General features: G+C 59.3%; 12 protein-coding genes, 1 tRNA gene and 1 pseudogene. 6 read left to right on the top strand and 8 right to left on the bottom strand.

What is annotated here, in order from left to right; all coding sequences use genetic code 11:
- Nucleotides 1-128: 128 nt before the first annotated feature.
- From dinB to ACFPTO_RS02285, 3 genes are all read right to left on the bottom strand, one after another.
- Nucleotides 129-1,283: a DNA polymerase IV gene (gene dinB / locus ACFPTO_RS02295; protein ID WP_377709397.1), complete on the bottom strand. Its 1,155-nt coding sequence runs from the start codon at nucleotides 1,281-1,283 to the stop codon at nucleotides 129-131.
- Nucleotides 1,284-1,653: 370 nt separating this feature from the next.
- Nucleotides 1,654-1,730: transfer RNA gene (locus ACFPTO_RS02290), tRNA-Met, on the bottom strand.
- 124 nt (nucleotides 1,731-1,854) lie between these two features.
- Entirely contained in the window at nucleotides 1,855-2,442 is a 588-nt protein-coding gene (locus tag ACFPTO_RS02285; protein ID WP_377709185.1) for a PadR family transcriptional regulator, read from the bottom strand.
- Nucleotides 2,443-2,658: 216 nt separating this feature from the next.
- On the opposite strand from ACFPTO_RS02285, the gene ACFPTO_RS02280 reads away from it, so the two are divergent.
- From ACFPTO_RS02280 to ACFPTO_RS02270, 3 genes are all read left to right on the top strand, one after another.
- Nucleotides 2,659-3,651, top strand: coding sequence for an NAD(P)H-dependent flavin oxidoreductase (locus ACFPTO_RS02280; protein WP_377709183.1), 993 nt, complete (start codon nucleotides 2,659-2,661; stop codon nucleotides 3,649-3,651).
- Between the two features lie 458 nt (nucleotides 3,652-4,109).
- Complete coding sequence (locus ACFPTO_RS02275) at nucleotides 4,110-5,360, top strand: tyrosine-type recombinase/integrase (RefSeq protein ID WP_377709182.1); 1,251 nt, start codon at nucleotides 4,110-4,112, stop codon at nucleotides 5,358-5,360.
- A 402-nt stretch (nucleotides 5,361-5,762) separates the two neighbouring features.
- Entirely contained in the window at nucleotides 5,763-6,203 is a 441-nt protein-coding gene (locus ACFPTO_RS02270) for a hypothetical protein (protein WP_377709180.1), read from the top strand.
- A gap of 220 nt (nucleotides 6,204-6,423) precedes the next feature.
- Here ACFPTO_RS02270 and ACFPTO_RS02265 read toward each other — a convergent pair.
- Nucleotides 6,424-7,544, bottom strand: a protein-coding gene (locus ACFPTO_RS02265) for an IS3 family transposase (RefSeq protein WP_377709178.1) whose coding sequence is annotated in 2 segments (ribosomal slippage) — nucleotides 6,424-7,286 and nucleotides 7,286-7,544 — 1,122 coding nt in all. Because the reading frame shifts where the segments join, the coding sequence is not laid out codon by codon here.
- 653 nt (nucleotides 7,545-8,197) lie between these two features.
- Here ACFPTO_RS02265 and ACFPTO_RS02260 point away from each other — a divergent pair.
- Both ACFPTO_RS02260 and ACFPTO_RS02255 read left to right on the top strand, forming a co-directional pair.
- Nucleotides 8,198-9,619 carry a PIN-like domain-containing protein gene (locus ACFPTO_RS02260; protein WP_377709176.1) on the top strand — a complete coding sequence of 474 codons (1,422 nt, stop codon included), beginning with the start codon at nucleotides 8,198-8,200 and terminating at the stop codon, nucleotides 9,617-9,619.
- A gap of 5 nt (nucleotides 9,620-9,624) precedes the next feature.
- Nucleotides 9,625-9,999 carry a barstar family protein gene (locus ACFPTO_RS02255; RefSeq protein ID WP_377709174.1) on the top strand — a complete coding sequence of 125 codons (375 nt, stop codon included), beginning with the start codon at nucleotides 9,625-9,627 and terminating at the stop codon, nucleotides 9,997-9,999.
- 210 nt (nucleotides 10,000-10,209) lie between these two features.
- Here ACFPTO_RS02255 and ACFPTO_RS02250 read toward each other — a convergent pair whose 3' ends face one another.
- From ACFPTO_RS02250 to ACFPTO_RS02240, 3 genes are all read right to left on the bottom strand, one after another.
- Nucleotides 10,210-10,383, bottom strand: coding sequence for a helix-turn-helix transcriptional regulator (locus ACFPTO_RS02250; RefSeq protein ID WP_377709396.1), 174 nt, complete (start codon nucleotides 10,381-10,383; stop codon nucleotides 10,210-10,212).
- A gap of 28 nt (nucleotides 10,384-10,411) precedes the next feature.
- A protein-coding gene (locus ACFPTO_RS02245) for an IS3 family transposase (protein WP_377709173.1) occupies nucleotides 10,412-11,553 on the bottom strand; the annotation gives its coding sequence in 2 pieces (ribosomal slippage) (nucleotides 10,412-11,307 and nucleotides 11,307-11,553; 1,143 coding nt in all).
- Nucleotides 11,554-11,753: 200 nt separating this feature from the next.
- Nucleotides 11,754-12,143 (bottom strand): hypothetical protein, encoded by a 390-nt coding sequence (locus tag ACFPTO_RS02240; RefSeq protein WP_377709171.1) that lies wholly within the window; start codon nucleotides 12,141-12,143, stop codon nucleotides 11,754-11,756.
- Nucleotides 12,144-13,082: 939 nt separating this feature from the next.
- On the opposite strand from ACFPTO_RS02240, the pseudogene ACFPTO_RS02235 reads away from it, so the two are divergent.
- A pseudogene (locus ACFPTO_RS02235) lies at nucleotides 13,083-13,343 on the top strand (energy transducer TonB); the annotation flags it as partial.
- A gap of 355 nt (nucleotides 13,344-13,698) precedes the next feature.
- Here the strand turns inward: ACFPTO_RS02235 and ACFPTO_RS02230 are convergent.
- Nucleotides 13,699-16,407: a phage tail tip lysozyme gene (locus ACFPTO_RS02230; RefSeq protein WP_377709170.1), complete on the bottom strand. Its 2,709-nt coding sequence runs from the start codon at nucleotides 16,405-16,407 to the stop codon at nucleotides 13,699-13,701.
- Nucleotides 16,408-16,413 lie beyond the last annotated feature (6 nt).

Raw genomic sequence — 16,413 nt, 5'->3', positions numbered from 1 at the left:
TTTTTATTGCCCGCACCGCTCGTGCGATGCACGCCTGAACGCACCGCTTTTCGATAGATATCCGAACTGCTTCGCAGCGCGATATCGACGAGCCGATTCACAATGCCCGCTTGCCGCCAGCGCAGCCTCTACGCGTCGGGCGTAAGGGGGCTGTCGTTGGGGCTGTCGTTAGGGCCGTCGTTGGCATCTTCGTCGGGATCTTCATCGAAGAGCGCGAACTGGCCGCGCAGTGCGGCATTCTCCTCTTCGAGCCGCACGCCCACACCGAGCAGACGCACGGCCTGCTTGCGCCGCGCGAGACCCTTTTCGAGCATGGCGAGGAATATCGGCAGGCTGGTTGCGTCACCGACACACTCGACCGTCGTGCGCTGAAAATTCGCGAAGCGGATCTTCACGAACAGTTTGCGCACCGCATGCGCGCAGCCCGCGCGCTCGATGCGCGCATCGAGTTGCGCGGCGAGCGGCTCGAGCGCGTCGCAGCATGCTTCGAGCGTGAGCAGATCGTTGACGTAAGTCGTCTCGACGCTCACCGACTTGCGCTCCTGGTCCGCGCGCACGGGCCGCTCGTCGATGCCTCGCGACAGTTCATATAGCCGCTTGCCGAACACGCCGAACTGGCGATGCAGATCGATCAGCGACCACGTGCGCAACTGCGCGCACGTCGAGAGCCCGAGCTTTTCGAGCTTCGCGGCCGTCACCTTGCCGACGCCGTGAATCTTGCGCACCGGCAACGCCGCCACGAACGCATCGACTTCGTGCGGGCGCACGACGCACAGGCCATCGGGTTTGTTCCAGTCCGAGGCAATCTTCGCGATGAACTTGCTCGGCCCGACGCCCGCCGAAACCGTGACGCCCACCGTCGCGCGCACGCGCTCACGGATCTCCTGTGCGATCAGCGTGGCGCTGCCCTTGCAGCGCGTGGCGTGCGTCACGTCGAGATAGGCCTCATCGAGCGAGAGCGGCTCCACGTCGGGCGTGTAATCGCGATAAATCGCCATGATCTGACGCGATGCGATGCGGTACTTTTCCATCGCGGTTGGGAGAATCAGCAGATCCGGGCACTTGCGCATGGCGAGCGCCGACGACATCGCCGAATGAATGCCGAAGCGCCGCGCCTCGTAATTGCAGGTGGCAATGACGCCGCGCTGGTCGGGCCGCCCGCCGACGGCAAGCGCGCGCCCGCGCAACGACGGATCGTCGCGCATTTCGACCGACGCATAGAAACAGTCGCAGTCGCAGTGGATGATCTTGCGAGCGGTGCCTGATGCGGCCGGCGACGGCATAGCGGAAGATGACGCGTTCAAGGTATCGATACTGTACAAAAATACAGTATTCTTTTCAAGGCAACTGTCGGCAATCCGACCGGCGCGGCGCTGACGGCCGCTGACGTGACGCGCGCGGGGCTGCTCGGCACACGCTACACGATGGAGCAGGACTTCTATCTGGGCCGATTGCGCGACCGGCACTGCCCGTGTTCGATACCACGGCATTGCATGCGCGCGCGGCGGTCGATTGGGCGATTGATGCATCGATCGATGCGTAAAACGCGGGGAAAATGCGGGTATGAAATGCGCAGTGAAAAATGAAAAGCCCGCATGACTTGCATCATGCGGGCTTTGAGAAACTTGCTAACGGTTAGCTCAGTTGCGTAACTGGTTGCGGGGGTAGGATTTGAACCTACGACCTTCGGGTTATGAGCCCGACGAGCTGCCAGACTGCTCCACCCCGCGTCCGTTAGAGATAAAGATTATAGTCAGCTACAATCACGATGTCAAACATTTTCTTGATGCGGGTAATTAGCGCGGTATCAAACGTGTTGCCGGTCTAAACGTTTAAGCACACGGCGCATGCGATTTAATCTGCACTACGAAGCGGGTCACAACGCCGCTTCACATCGATATCGACATCGGAATCGCCATCAAGCAACGGCAGCACGTCCGCAGCCCATTCGAGCCACACCTCCTGGGCGCGTATCCCCGCCTTCAGAATCGCATACTGCAATTGCTGGCCGCGCATGAGCGACGGCGTTCCGAAGTCGCGCTGCTCGATCTCGCGATACAAAACAAGCTGCGCCCGGTTCTCGTCGATCAGGCGCAACAGTTCGTCGCGAAGACCCAGCGGACCCACCACCGCATCCGCGCGCAGCTTCAACAGGAACGCATTTCGATCCTCGCGCCCGAGCGGCGTCTCGCGCACCCAGCGCACGACTTCCTCGCGCCCCACGGCCAGCACGCAATAAACCTTTCTGCGCGTTGCGGCGTCGGCCTCGTCTTCGACAACGGCCACCCACCCCGCCTCCACCATGCGGCCGAGCTCGCGATAGATCTGCTGATGCGTCGCTCGCCAGAAAAAACCGATCGCGCGATCGAAGCGCCGCGCGAGGTCGTAGCCGCTGGCGGGCTTTTCCAGCAAGGCGATCAGAATGGCGTGGGGTGTCGACATCCGCTGATTCTAAACCACGGGCTGCGCCGCACCGTCCCTCAAATCATTCGAATACGGGCACTATGCAACTGGTTGCATAGTGCCCGGCCGTTTGCTATGTTTATCCCGTCGAGCCTCCGCGCGCCCCGCCGTGCCGTGGTCTCGGTGCCTTCCGAATGCAACGAACAATATGACGGCGCCCGCATTCCGCCGCCGTCGCCCTCCCAGGAGATATGGATGTCCCTGCCCGCCGTGCTGCGACGCGGCCTGTCGATTCCGGTCGTCGGCTCGCCGCTCTTCATCATTTCGAACCCCGATCTCGTCATCGCGCAGTGTAAGGCGGGCGTCGTCGGCTCATTCCCGGCGCTCAACGCGCGGCCCGCGCACGTGCTCGGCGAATGGCTGGATCGCATCACAACCGAACTCGCCAACTACAACGCCAGGCATCCCGACCAGCCCGCCGCGCCGTTCGCGGTGAATCAGATCGTGCACAAGTCGAATGACCGCCTCCAGCACGATCTCGGCGTCTGCGCCCAGTACAAGGTGCCCATCGTCATCACGTCGCTCGGCGCGCGCGAGGAAGTCAATCACGCCGTGCACGCGTGGGGCGGCATCGTGCTGCACGACATCATCAACAATACGTTCGCGAAGAAGGCCATCGAGAAAGGCGCCGACGGGCTGATTGCCGTCGCCGCGGGTGCAGGCGGCCACGCGGGCACGCTCTCGCCGTTCGCGCTGATTCACGAGATCCGCGAATGGTTCGACGGGCCGCTGCTGCTGTCGGGCGCCATCGGCAATGGCAATGCGATCCTCGCCGCGCAGGCCGCGGGCGCCGATCTCGCGTATATCGGTTCGGCGTTCATCGCAACGAACGAAGCGAATGCCGTCGAAGCGTACAAGCAGATGATCGTCGACAGCAATGCGAGCGACATCGTCTACTCCAACCTTTTCACCGGCGTTCACGGCAACTATCTGCGCCAGAGCATCGCGGCGAGCGGGCTCGATCCGGACGCACTGCCCGTGTCCGATCCGTCGAAGATGAACTTCGGCTCGGCGAATGCGAAAGCGTGGAAAGACATCTGGGGTTCGGGCCAGGGCATCGGCGCGGTGAAGAGCGTCGTACCGGCCGCCGAACTGATCGCGCGTCTTAAGCGCGAGTACGAGGCGGCTCACGAGCGGCTCGGCGTTTCGGTCACTGCGGCTGCTGCGGCCGAAACGGTCACGGCATAAGCTGCCCGGAGTAGCACAACCGCGAAGCCGGTATGCGTCGGCTTCGCGTTCATCCCCTCTGCGCCTCGATGCGCACGATCTCGGCTTCCATCGAATTTCAAGCGCGTTTTCAACTTCATGCACGCGCGTCGGCACCGCAAGCGCGACGCACGGTGACGCGATTCACGCCGCCTGTCCGAAGCAGTTCATAATGACGCGTCATGCGCGCCCGTCGCTGCGGCGCGCGTTCCGTTTCAACGCAGTACGCCGACCGAGCCTCACATGAAAATCGCCACCTGCGATTTTCAGAAGAATCTCCCGTTGCATCCACTCCGCTCAAACATCCCCGTAGAATCGCGAAAAACCCTGTAATCTCGCCTCTGCTTGTCTCATCCTGTCTCGGCATGGCTCACCCAAAGTGGGTAGCTAAGTGGGTAGCTAGGCATATAATTCCTCCTAGCTACCCACCGCGAGCCGCCATGTCCAAACAGACCAACATACTCGAAGACCTCCAGATAAAACGCCTGATTGCAAAGGGGGAACCTATCGCGAAGTCTGATGGGGACGGACTCACCTTCACCCTGTCAAAGGCGGGCACCGCGACGTGGGTGCTTCGTTATAGGATGGGCGGAGGACGCCGCCGGGAACTTACCTTGGGGAACTACCCGGACGTTTCCCTCGCCACCGCGCGCAAGCTGGCACTCAAGCACCGCGCGGCCATTGATTCAGGAGGCGATCCCGCTGCCGACAAAAAGACCGCGAAGGCGCGGTCGGTAGCCGCGTGGACAATCACTGAGTTGGCTGACGACTTCGAGGACAAGGTGCTGAAAGCGCCGCTGGCCGATGGCACGATCTACTACAGAAAATGGGACCTGAACAACGTTCTGAGACCGAAGCTGGGCTCCATGTTGGTCCGCGACGTGCAGGCGGCAGATGTCGTCCACATGATTGAGGCGAGCGGCCGTTCGTGGACGGTGAGCAAGCGCATTTTGACTACGGCGACGCAGCTTTTCGACCACGCAGCAGGCAAGCGAATGATCGACGCCAACCCCTGCACTGGGATCAAGCTCAAGGCCCTCAAAGGACCACGGCCACCCGTCAAGAAGCGAGTAATGCTCACAGAGGGCGAGCTACGCATTCTGCTGTCCGACGTAGACAACACCGTCGGTCGCGAAAACGGCCTAGCGCTACGCATCCTTCTCGCAACCTGTGTGCGATCCGTAGAACTCGCCAAGGCGCGATGGGAGAACGTCGACTTCGAGCACAACACATGGCTCGTCCCCGACATCAACGTGAAGACGCGCTCAGGATTTCTGGTGCCGATCACACCCACTGTCCGCCAATGGTTTGAGTGTCTGAGGGCGATCGCTGGCGATTCTGAATGGGTACTACCTGCGCGCACGACCCTGCGCCGCAAGAAGCACGGTGACACCCATGTTGGCGGAACAACGCTATGGGCGTCGATTGATCGCGCCTTCACGCGCGGCGGCCTGGACATCCGCCGTTTCACGCCGCACGATACGCGCAGCACAGCCAAGGGTCACATGATGAACATGAAGATCCCGAAGGAGATCACTGAACTGGCTCTCAACCACAAGCTTAAGGGTATGGAGGCAATCTACGACGTTCGGGAAGAGATTCCCGAGCGCCGCCAAGCCCTTGAGCAGTGGGCGGCGTTTATCGTTGCTTGCACCAAAGGGCCCGAGGTTAACGCCGAGCAAAGTGCTTGAAAGCGATCGGCGGCCACGCCCAAGACGCCCCCCTGCTCGGCTATACGCCGGTAATTCGTTGATTTTTTGATCGGGGACCACTACGGACAATATCGAAGCCACTCCCGCCGCGGCGTCTCGGACATCCGCACGGCCATCCATTCCGATAAACATCTTGCACGAAGCAGACACGCGGCGCATAAGAGCCAACTGCGACCGTCATTGAGCGGAGCGCAGTCGAAGTGGCGACGTGGACAGCCGGCGCCCATGAGCGCTCTGGTGGGGCCAACCAAACGAGGAGTCAGGCGATGCATTCTGCAACCGAAGCTTTCGTACGGAACATGACATTGCGCATGTACGCGGCTGGCGCTGGCATGGCGGCGACTCTCGGCCTGATTCATCACTTCTGGAAGTGAGTGTCCCATGGGCGCAATGCATGATCCGGCTGGACATGATGTCGGACACAGGGCATCAGTCGGCGATCCAGCCGTAGTCGAATCGCTCGTCCGGCAGTTCGGCAAGCACTGCTTCGACACGCGGGCTGCCTTCCTCGCGGGGGAACCCGGATTCGAGGCTCCCTTGGAGTTGATCGAGCGTGAGGCACGGGCCCTCGGCGACAAACTCGTGGGCGGCCGGAGCGACCGTCGTGGCTGGCGGCGTCCGCAATGGGAACTGGCGGTGCTGTTACCCGATGAGACAAAACACTACGGTACGCCGGGCGCCGCGTTGTTCATGTGGTTCGCAAATCAGTTGCTACAGGGCGCCAAAGCGGCCGAAGACGGCATGCCCGAGCCCGAGGTCCACCGCAGGCTTGAGCCGATCATCTCCGACGTGGTGACACGGTTGCAGCGCGCCAAGCACTGAGCGCCTCACCCAAATATGGGACGAGCATCCGTAGCGAGTCGCACTCGAATTCCGCTGGGAGATCCATAGCCTTCGCGCGACCATCATGCGCGCCGACCAGATTCGGCAAATGATTAAGCAGCCAGCGGCGGATGGCTGGTTCCCGGCATCGATCTGGAATTGTTTCGTCCGCGTGACCTGCCCCCTTCAGTAGGGCCAATGGGCTTCTAGCAAAGTCCCTTTAAACCAGCTCCTGGAATGCGGCAGGAGCATCCGCTGTTGCCCGATGTTTCGCCGCAAACTCTGATGGCGAGAGGTAATTCAGTGCGCTGTGCGGTCTCTGCTCGTTATAGTCCTGACGCCATGCCGCGATTACAGCGCGAGCGTGGGCGAGCGTCGTGAACCAGTGCTCGTTAAGGCATTCGTCGCGGAACTTTCCGTTGAACGATTCGATGTACGCATTCTGCGTCGGCTTGCCGGCCTGAATCAACTTCAGGTTGACGCCACTCGCATAGGCCCACTGGTCGAGCGCGCGGCTCGTGAATTCGGGTCCCTGGTCTGTTCGTACCGCTTTGGGATAGCCACGGAAGCAGGCGGCACGGTCCAATGCGCGAGCGACATACAAGCCTGAGATGCCGTGGTCGACGACGATGTCGACGGCCTCTTTCGTGAAATCGTCGACGATTGTCAGGCACTTCAGGCGCCGCCCATTGGCGAGTGTATCCATCACGAAGTCGATTGACCAAACCTCGTTGGGTGCGTTCGGCAAGGCCAGTTGCTCGCGTTCAATCATGACGCCGTGGCGCTTGCGACGGCGCCGCACAGTCAGCCCCGCCTCACGATACAGGCGATACACCCGTTTGTGATTGGCGTGCGTGCCTTCGCGCTCCACCAGGGCATGCAGCCGACGGTAGCCGAAGCGGCGACGCTCGTGCGCCAGCTCAACCAGACGCGACGTCAACGCGTCATTCTCATGGTCCGGCTTCGCCTCATAGTGCAACACGCTGCGAGAAAGCCCGACAAGCCGGCAGGCGCGGCGTTCCGAGATGCTGACCTTCTCCCGAATCGCCACCACTGCTTCGCGCTTGGCTTGCGGGCTCAGGGCTTTCCCTTGACGACAACCTTCAACGCTTCCATGTCGAGCATTGCCTCGGCCAGCAGCTTCTTCAGCCGCGCGTTCTCAGTCTCCAAATCCTTCAGCCGGCGTGCGTCTGACACCTCCATGCCGGCGAACTTCGCGCGCCACGTATAGAACGACGCGTCACTGAACCCGTGCTTCCTGCACAGTTCCTTAACCGGCATACCGGCCTCGGCTTCCTTCAAAAACCCAATGATTTGCTGTTCCGTAAAACGCTTCTTCATGTTCGTCTTCTTCTCCGAAAACGAACTTTACTAGACTCCGCTTGGCCCTGTTTGCAGGGGGCAGGTCACGCGAACTTGACGCCGAGCCCCGGCTTACCGACAAGCCAACGACTCGGCAACAAACGGTGATTGACAGAATCGTAGCGCGCTCGCGCTAAAGAAAGAGCCCGCACGTGGCAGGCTCAACACGGTCACACAGACTCACGGTTTTTGGATGATCTTATGCTGGCGTCACGACGCGCGCGTGGCTCGGGCGCAGCATCTGCCTGTCGGCGGCTCGCGGCCAAAAAGCCGCCAGCCAACCATGCCGAATAGTTGTCGCTCCAAAGTCCGCTTCTCGCCGAAAATGGCGAATCGCCATCATATGCAACTCGGCCCATCCAGCCACTCGGGCATCGATTGCAGCTAAGCAAATGTGTATCATTTACCTGCCGCTCGACCGAGAATGAAACAAAGCAATAGCTTGTTGATTTGCAGCGCGCGGCGCAGCCCCTCCAGAACGGCTTCGTAGCCCCAAACTGACGCTTCTTTTCCCCTCTGGCGGTAGGCTCACGAAGCCATTAAACTTCCCGACCACGCCCGTAGGCAGCGTGTAGACCCGCGATGTCGCCCCAAGAGTACATTTATCCCAGCGCCGCAGAGAGCTAATTGCGATGAGTAACGAAAACGTAGCCAAATTGCTTAAGATTCACCGTGGCTCTGAGCAACTGAATTTCAAGGACATATGGGAGACGGGGCTCTTCGTTTTCGATGCCAACGTCCTCTTGGATCTGTACCGACTTCCTCAGTCCGCAAAGAACGATTTAATCGGCGTATTTCAAAATAATCGATTTAACGGCAGGATCTGGACCGGGTTTCAAGTCGCACTGGAGTTTTTGAGCAACCGGCTAGACGCTATTGCTGACCAAAAGGCAAAGTTTTCCAAGGTGAGAGAGCTTGTTACAAAAGCGATTTCCGGATACGAGGTGACCGGGGAAACGCTCATCACTGAGTTGGACCAGCTCAAGCTGAAGAAGCGACACTCGGTGATAGACCCAGATCGCTATATTACGCATGAAAATATCAAAAAAAGCGTGAGATTCATGGCCGATTTTTTAACCGAGATCGACCGGTTGGAGGAGCAGCACGCAGACGTGAATGATTCCGACCCGATCAAAGACTTGGTGTTCAAAATCTTTGATGGAAAGATTGGAGAATCATTCGATCAGAAAAAGCTCGACGATATCTGCAAAGAGGGGGATGACCGGTATAAAGACAAGGTTCCACCCGGATTCAAGGACGAAAAAAAGCCCGGCTTTTATTCGTTCGGGGGCGCTCGATATGTGAGGAAATTCGGGGACCTCATATTGTGGAAAGAGATTATAAGTAAAGCTCAATCGGAAAAGCTGAAGTACGTGGTGTTGGTGACCGGTGACGTAAAGGAGGACTGGTGGGCTGAAGGGCGCGGCAAGCGACTCGGACCAAGGAAGGAATTGCTGGACGAGATTTATAGGGATGCGCCATCGGTGGAGGCATTCCATATGTACGATACCTCCAGTTTTTTGCAGTACGCGAAGACATATCTCGACGATAAGATCAAGGATTCTTCAATCAGTGAAGCAGAGGAGCTGATTGCATCTAATAAATTGGTACGATCATTTTCACCTGCCGATTCCTTTAGCGTGAGGGAGATGATCGTGACCGCCGCGCAATATTCCCCGGAATTACATATCGGTTTTGCCGAATCCGTCAATCGCTTGCCCCCGATACGCGGTAACCCTGGGCGGTTCATTCGCGCAGTGCTGGAAATTTTGGCTAATGGATTCCGGCATGGCACAGACAGACATGTGAGTGTAAGCGCCGCCCAAGAAAATGGGTTATTGCGCTTGAGGTTCAAAAATCGCAAACCGCTGAAGGCGGGGTTCGCACCACGCTGGTTCTCGTCGCGGACCAAGTTGTTTGGTGGCCTTGAGGGTAAGACCGGGTTGGCGGTTGTGGGTCAGTCACTGGCTGAAGAAGGCATTGATTTAGAGGTGGTGGATACGGGCGGCAAGTTCATCGTCGATTTGCTTATACCGCTGGGAATGTTTGTCTGATTGCAATGCCGCCTTCAACCGCGCCCGCGCTTTTACGACGCACTTTGCCTGCAATGAGCGTTCCCGCTCGGGCGCTGCATCAGCCCCCGAGCGCCGCGGGGCCGCCATGGTTCGCGGTTCCTTCGGGCCCCGCGTTTTTTGGCAACAACATGGACGCTTTGATTGACTGTTTGAGTTACCTCGATGAGCGCGAGGCCGAGATGACAGGCGTGCACGTTAGACCGGGTGATACGTTGGCGATACAGCTTGGCGCTGTCAATAGCTTCAGGAGGCGCTACCCGGATCAGTTCGAGGCTTTGCAGGACACGTGTGCTTTTGTGAGCTGGCATTGCACGCGCGAGTACGGAGCCCCTTTGGTCGCACTTTCGTACTACGACTGAATCGATATTGGAAAGGCCGGCTATGTGGTGTTCGATCTTGCCAACCACAGCAACTGGCCTCAGAACGGGGTGAAGTGCATAGCTGACTGACCGCTCTAGGGAGTCCCGTTTGACCGCTTCGGGTCGGTTTATGCCCTTCGTATAGTTCGCGGTCTGTCAACCGAAGTCAGCGCAGCGTACAACTTGGTACAGCTCGTTTGCCGGCCCAAATCAAGATTCCCGCCGCCGACCGACATTAATTGGCGGAAGCATCTCCGCCACCGGTCGTGACATCGCCCATTCCTCGATCTCGGATACCAACCACCCCACGCGCCTCACGCTCAGCGCGCGTGGCTTCGGGAAGTTACCTTCACGCACGAGCCTCTGGACGTTCCCAGTCGACAGAGTGGACCGGCCAGAGTTTCATGGACACTCACGAGCCGTTTAGCGCATAGCGCCTTTCAAACTCTACAGGTGACAGGTCGCCAGCAAAGCCGTGCCGACGAACGGGGTTGTAGAACATCTCAATGTAATCGAACACGTCCGTCGTCGCCATCGCTCTCGTCGGATAGATTCGCCGTTTGATTCGTTCCTTTTTCAGCGCACTAAAGAAGCTTTCCGCCACGGCATTATCGTGGCAGTTACCACGACGGCTCATGCTTGGCACCATGTGGTGAGCCTTCAGAAACGATTGCCAGTCATCGCTGGTGAACTGGCTGCCTTGATCCGAATGAATCACGACGCCCGGTTCCGGCTTGCGCTTCCATACCGCCGCCAACAGGGCCTGCAACACCAGATCACTGGTCATCGTCGCGCGCGTGGCCCAGCCCACGACCTGCCGCGAGTACAGATCCGTGACTGCCGCCAGATACAGCCAGCCCTCGTAGGTCCGGATATAGGTGATATCCGTTACCCAGGCCTTGTTCGGCGCATCAGGCGCGAAGTCGCGGTTCAGTACGTTAGCCACCACGCCGACCGGACCGCCGCGATAGCGTGGCTTGCTGCCGTAGCCAACCTCGGCGCGTAAGTCTTCACTCTGCATCAGCCGGAGCACGCGGTGGCGGCTGCACGCCTCGCCCGATTCGCGCAAATCCACTGTGACTTTGCGATAACCGTAGACGCCGCCGCTGGCCAGCCAGTGATGCTTGATCAGGCCCAGCAGTCGATCATCCTCGCGCTTACGCGCGCTGACCAACTGACGCTGCCAGACGTAATAGCCGCTGCGATGCACGCCGAGCACCCGGCACATCGTGCGCAGACAATGCTCATTGATATGGGCTCGCATGAACGCGTACCTTGCCGTTATCCCTTTGCAAAGTACGCGGCGGCCTTTTTTAGAATGTCGCGCTCCTCGGTCACGCGCTTGAGTTCAGCCTTCAGTCGCCGCACCTCGGCACTCTGGTCCAGTTCCGCCTGCCGCACGACATCCGGCTTCTCGAACTTCGCCTTCCATGCATACAAGCTGTGCGTCGTGATGCCCAAACGCTGGGCCACATCTGCCACCGAATGACCACGCTCGGTTACTTGCTTGACTGCCTCGATCTTGAACTCATCCGTGTACCGCTTGCCGCTCATACTGACCTCCTCGGTTGCCATAAATTATGGCTCGAAGATGTCCACGAAAGGCTGGCCGGTCCAGAGACACCGCCTCAGCGACCTCATTCAAGTCGAAAAAAATTTTCATTACAGAAGTCCCGTGACGCGCAATCGGCGTCGGCACGGGCATAGGCCCGGTCGCGCCAACCCAGTTACCAGTAATCCCCGCCGACCCCGAACTACGCGCCCATATCATCCAGGATCGACGAAGCCAAAGTCATGCCGAGTTGAGCCAGCTCTCCGATTTCCACATCGCTAATCTCTTTGATGATCGAAAGCAGATCCTTCGCGATGCGGTGCGCGCTCGCCGTACGTGCGAGGCAGTCAACGAGGCCAATGATATCGCCCGCGCCCGCGTGCTCCCGGCACTCGATAAGCGCATCACCGAGGGTTCGGCTACCCACGCTGGCAAGCTCCGCAACGTCACTGTCCAAAGCGAGAAGCTCAATCCGAGCGAACAGAATCGATAGCAGGTCGAGGCCAACCATCGCATTTTGCAAAGTGCTGTCTGTCCGAAGCAGGATATGCGCGACGATTGATTCTTGCTTACGAACTGAAGTGGCGTTCATGGAGGACTCCTACGTTAGGTATAGACCCCGCAGGCCCGGTTCCAATCGGGTGAGCAGGGAAACATGGCAGGCTTGGAACACCGGAACGTAGGAACCGGCACGGTCGAAACCGTCCCTGCCATGACCCCGCCCATAGAGAACGCGCCATAGCATATTACGAAAACGCCCAAAGGCAACAGTTTCCGCCCACGTTGCTCGGGGTTCCAAGCCCGAATCGCTTCTGTCTCAGCGACGACCGAACGATACCGTGCTCAGGCACACAAGCGCAAGAGTTTTGTGCAACTTATCTATTTGATTTGACAGAATAAAATCTTCTTATCGCACAGATTGAAAGCCACAACTTGCATCTAACGCAGAATCGTCGAAGGCTACATTCAACGTTCAATGCATCAAGAAAGACACGGGGGTAGATGAGTCGCGAGCGAAGCCAACATTCGAGCAGCGAGGTTCACCGAACGCACCTACAAAAAAGCTCCGGGGATTCATACCGGTTTTTTCTTTCTGGGAGCCCGCGCACGCCGTGCCGTGACAGCGAACGTTGCGCAAACCAATGTCCGCGCATCCGTAAATGAGGTAGTGTGCCGGTGGCAATAAATACAACTGCTAGAGAACACGAGGATCACTATGAAACGCCATATCATCGTCGTCGCACTCGCAGTCGCCGTTGCATCCGCTCATGCGCAAACGTATCAGCTTTCAGAGTGCCAAGCGGATGCCGCGAACGTCATCGCGGCCATATCGGTTGCACAATCCGGCGTTCCGCTCAACCAGGCTCTCGCCAATGCAGGCGACACACCGCACTCGCGGGACCTGATCAATGAGGGATATCGCATCGCTGCTACCGGACCCGCAGCAGCAAATAAGCGCATTCAAGCGGAGATCGCGAAGTGCGGCGGCTACGAACCGAAGTTGTCCGCAAACGTGGGGGACAGCGTACCACCTCGCTATGTGGACAAGGTGTATCGGCTCGTACGGCCGCGCATTGTGTGGAGCGGAGACACGAAAAATCTCGTTACAGTAATTGCGGTGCGCTGCGATCCGAACGGTACTCTCGTCTCAGCGACAGTCCGCCGCTCCAGTGGAAATCCGAAATGGGATGACGCCGCGCTGAACGCTGTCAAAAGTTCAGACCCGATGCCGCCAGATGCGGACGGAAAAACACCCGCGAACTTCGATATCACGGTTCGGCCCGCTGGCTGATAGTTCTTACCCGGAAATCCGCAAAGCCCCGATGCGAGCCGGGGCTTTTTCGTTACGTACCCGCGATAGCCGCACTCCTCGGCGTGCCCGGAGATTCGGACGTGTGTTGGTGTCCGATCTGAGAGATTCCGTTTGCGAGCTGATCGCCGGTTGAGTCGACCACCCCGTCGATTTCCACCGTGTTACCTAAGCCGCCAGAACCCGACATGCCGACCTCGAAGGTCACTAGACGCTGCACCGTCAGCGTGCCACTCCCAGTCGTCGCCGACACGTTTCCGGTCACGCTCGTACGCGTCACTTCCTTATGCAGGAGGACCTGGATATTGGGGTTTCTGACCTTTGCATACAAGCGTCTTTAGCCCGGCAGATGGATGTTGGTCGGCATGCCCTGCGAGATCGGCTTCGAAATCTTCGTGTTGAGTACCTTCGTCTTCGACTGCCCATCCGGGCCGGCGATCGTCTGGTGCAGGGTAATGTTGATGTCGCCGCCAAGCTGGCTTGCGATGCCAGAGCGGATATCGCTCTCTTTGCCGGGGTGGTCCGTGCGCTCAATCTTCCTGGCGAAGACGCTCGCGGCGTCCTTGGCACTTGATGCCCAAAACGCTTTTCCAGGAACGCCCTCTTCGTCGCCCGCCTGCATGGACTTCACCATGTAGGCGATTTGCTCAGACGCGGATGAGCCGATGATGCCTTTGCCCATGACATTCTTGAAGTCGGCTTGACGGCTTTTATCAAACTGGAACAGGCCGTACATGTTGCCGTTGCGCGCGCCCGGGTTCATCGAGCTTTCGCGAATCGCGCTCGCCATGATCGCTGCGGCGTGAGCCTGATCGACGCCGAGGCCCGCAAGCTGGTTCATGGCGCCTCGTACGTCATCGCGATAGCCGTACGCCTTCCCGGTCGCCGCCCCGTATGCGTGGTTGATGAAAGCCGCTGCGTCATCGCTGGACGTGTCGGTCGTGCCGGGACGAATGAATTTTGCGTTACCGCTGCCGCCCACCGTGGAGCCACCGGGCGCTCTTGATGCTGCACCCGTAGATGCAACCAAGCCCTTGCTCCCACCAAATCCATATGGAGCGCTAGCGCCGGTCGCCGCAACGGCAGCCGTATTCATGCCAGCCTTCTTCAGGACGGCCTGCATGATGGCCTGCGTGTCCGGGACAAGCTTGTCGCCGATCTGCGTCTTGATGTCGGAGATATTCGCGTCAATGCTGCGCTGGGTCGTGGCCTGGGTGTCCTCTTGCCCCTTCCCGGCCAGCACGCGCACAAGCTCGTTCTGGAATGTCTGGAAGTCGCCTGTTTTTTCGGCGCCACTGAGCGCTTGCAAATCAGCGGGGCTCATGTCGCTGCGACCCCGGATGCTGCCTTTGTACAAGCTGTCGAGGTCGTCGAAAGAATGCGCCTTCGAGATACCGGCGATGGTTTGAATGCCGCCCTCACGCACGTCACTGAGGCTTACCTGGGCGTTTTTCAGCACCGTTTCGATGCCATTGTGGTCGGACGTTGTTCCATCAATGACGGCGCCAGCAAGACTCGCCGCGTCACCGAGGGACTTGAGCCCGAACATATTTTTGATGGCGTCAAGCTCCATCTCGCGCCCGTACTGGCCGCGCCCGGCATATGCCTTATCAAGCCCACCAATAGCGACACCGAGGTTTGACCCGGCGCCCCCCTTGTCCTGGCTATCCCAATCCTTTATGCCGCGGCGCGACATGAAACCGGAAATATCCCGGTTGTCGAGCCCGTTGGAAAAAAGGCCGCCCTCTGCGCGAATAGATGCGCGGATGGGGTCGAGCGTGCCGAACTGCTGCATCAGGAAGTTGCGCGACGCCTCCGTGCCACCCATCTGCTGCATAGCCGAGTTGGCCTGCCCGAGAATCGAGGAGGCGTGGTCCGCAGTCATATCGTCCCGGAGCATCGAGCCGAACGCGTTCCCGAACATATTGAGATTCGGGTTGACTGCGTTGAAACGGTTCTGCGCGGATGTAAAGCTCTGCATGTACTGCATGACTTCCCCAGGCGTCGCCTTCCCCTGGGCGTTCTTGATCGCTTCCGCAAGCTGTACTGCCAGCTCCTTGTTGTTCTGGCGCGAGTCAAGGCGCTGCATACCCGATACGAAGCTGACGCCCTGCCCCGGCTGAAGACCGTACGCGCGAGCCAGATCAGCACCAGAGCGGGTCGCGCCAGCGAGTTCCGTGGGCGTGCCGTATGCACCACCGCTTGACGAGTTCGCAAGCTGCTCCAGCTTAACGAATTCACCGTTCGCCATGCCGAGGCCCTGCGCCGCCTTCCACGACGCATCGCTCAGGCCGGCGAACGACACCCCCAGGTCTCCGAGCGAGCGCTTGAGCGTGTCGATGTCAAGGTTGCGCGACTTGGCTTGATCGATTCCCTCAGATGCAAATTGGACGCCCTTACCGATGACCGATGTGACGCCCGCCAGAAGCGCCCCAAGCGGACCGCCCGCAATGCCTGCGGTGACCATGTTTCCAACAGTGCCGCCGATACCATTGCCGACAGCCAGCGCGGTTGCAGTGCCGAGATTCTTCGGGCGCCGCGCCCACCATGGACCGCGGCCTTCATCATCCGTACCGCCGCCCTTGCGACCACGACCACCACCTTGACCACCCGAGCCGCCGCTCGCCGGGGGTTTGGGCGGCAGTGCGGGCGGAACGATATTGCCACCCTCGTCAACCTCATTCGCCAGCGTAGGGTCGAGCGACGTGCCGCGCACTGAATGCACGAACGCGCGGTCACGCATGCGCTGCGCTACGCGCGGATCGGAAGACAGCTTCGAGAAGTCGACTTGCGATAGATGCAGTCCGCTCTGCCCGGTCGTCTTTAGGGCGTTTCGCAACGACGCGCTTAGAGCAAGCGTCTGCTTGAACTGCTTATTGATCAGTTCAAGGTCGCGCGCCATCGTCTTCACGTCGGTCGGCTCGAACTTCAGCTTCTGGTTCGCTGCCACGGCAGCGCCGAGCTTGTTCATTGACGCGGTAATCTTGTTGAGAGCCGTGTCTACGCCGCTCGCGTTCGCGCCTACCCCAATCTTGACTTCAGGCATATCAGC

Source organism: Paraburkholderia denitrificans (assembly GCF_042655705.1).
GTDB classification, from domain to species: Bacteria; Pseudomonadota; Gammaproteobacteria; order Burkholderiales; family Burkholderiaceae; genus Paraburkholderia; species Paraburkholderia denitrificans.
Note: the sequence above shows the minus strand (reverse complement) of the source record. Positions and strands in the feature narration are given on the sequence as shown.

What these genes read in the sequence shown, in the direction of transcription:
- dinB (WP_377709397.1), bottom strand. Translation starts at nt 1,283, where the DNA reads ATGCCGTCGCCGGCCGCATCAGGCACCGCTCGCAAGATCATCCACTGC.
- ACFPTO_RS02285 (WP_377709185.1), bottom strand. Translation starts at nt 2,442, where the DNA reads ATGTCGACACCCCACGCCATTCTGATCGCCTTGCTGGAAAAGCCCGCC.
- ACFPTO_RS02280 (WP_377709183.1), top strand. Translation starts at nt 2,659, where the DNA reads ATGTCCCTGCCCGCCGTGCTGCGACGCGGCCTGTCGATTCCGGTCGTC.
- ACFPTO_RS02275 (WP_377709182.1), top strand. Translation starts at nt 4,110, where the DNA reads ATGTCCAAACAGACCAACATACTCGAAGACCTCCAGATAAAACGCCTG.
- ACFPTO_RS02270 (WP_377709180.1), top strand. Translation starts at nt 5,763, where the DNA reads ATGGGCGCAATGCATGATCCGGCTGGACATGATGTCGGACACAGGGCA.
- ACFPTO_RS02260 (WP_377709176.1), top strand. Translation starts at nt 8,198, where the DNA reads ATGAGTAACGAAAACGTAGCCAAATTGCTTAAGATTCACCGTGGCTCT.
- ACFPTO_RS02255 (WP_377709174.1), top strand. Translation starts at nt 9,625, where the DNA reads ATGCCGCCTTCAACCGCGCCCGCGCTTTTACGACGCACTTTGCCTGCA.
- ACFPTO_RS02240 (WP_377709171.1), bottom strand. Translation starts at nt 12,143, where the DNA reads ATGAACGCCACTTCAGTTCGTAAGCAAGAATCAATCGTCGCGCATATC.
- ACFPTO_RS02230 (WP_377709170.1), bottom strand. Translation starts at nt 16,407, where the DNA reads ATGCCTGAAGTCAAGATTGGGGTAGGCGCGAACGCGAGCGGCGTAGAC.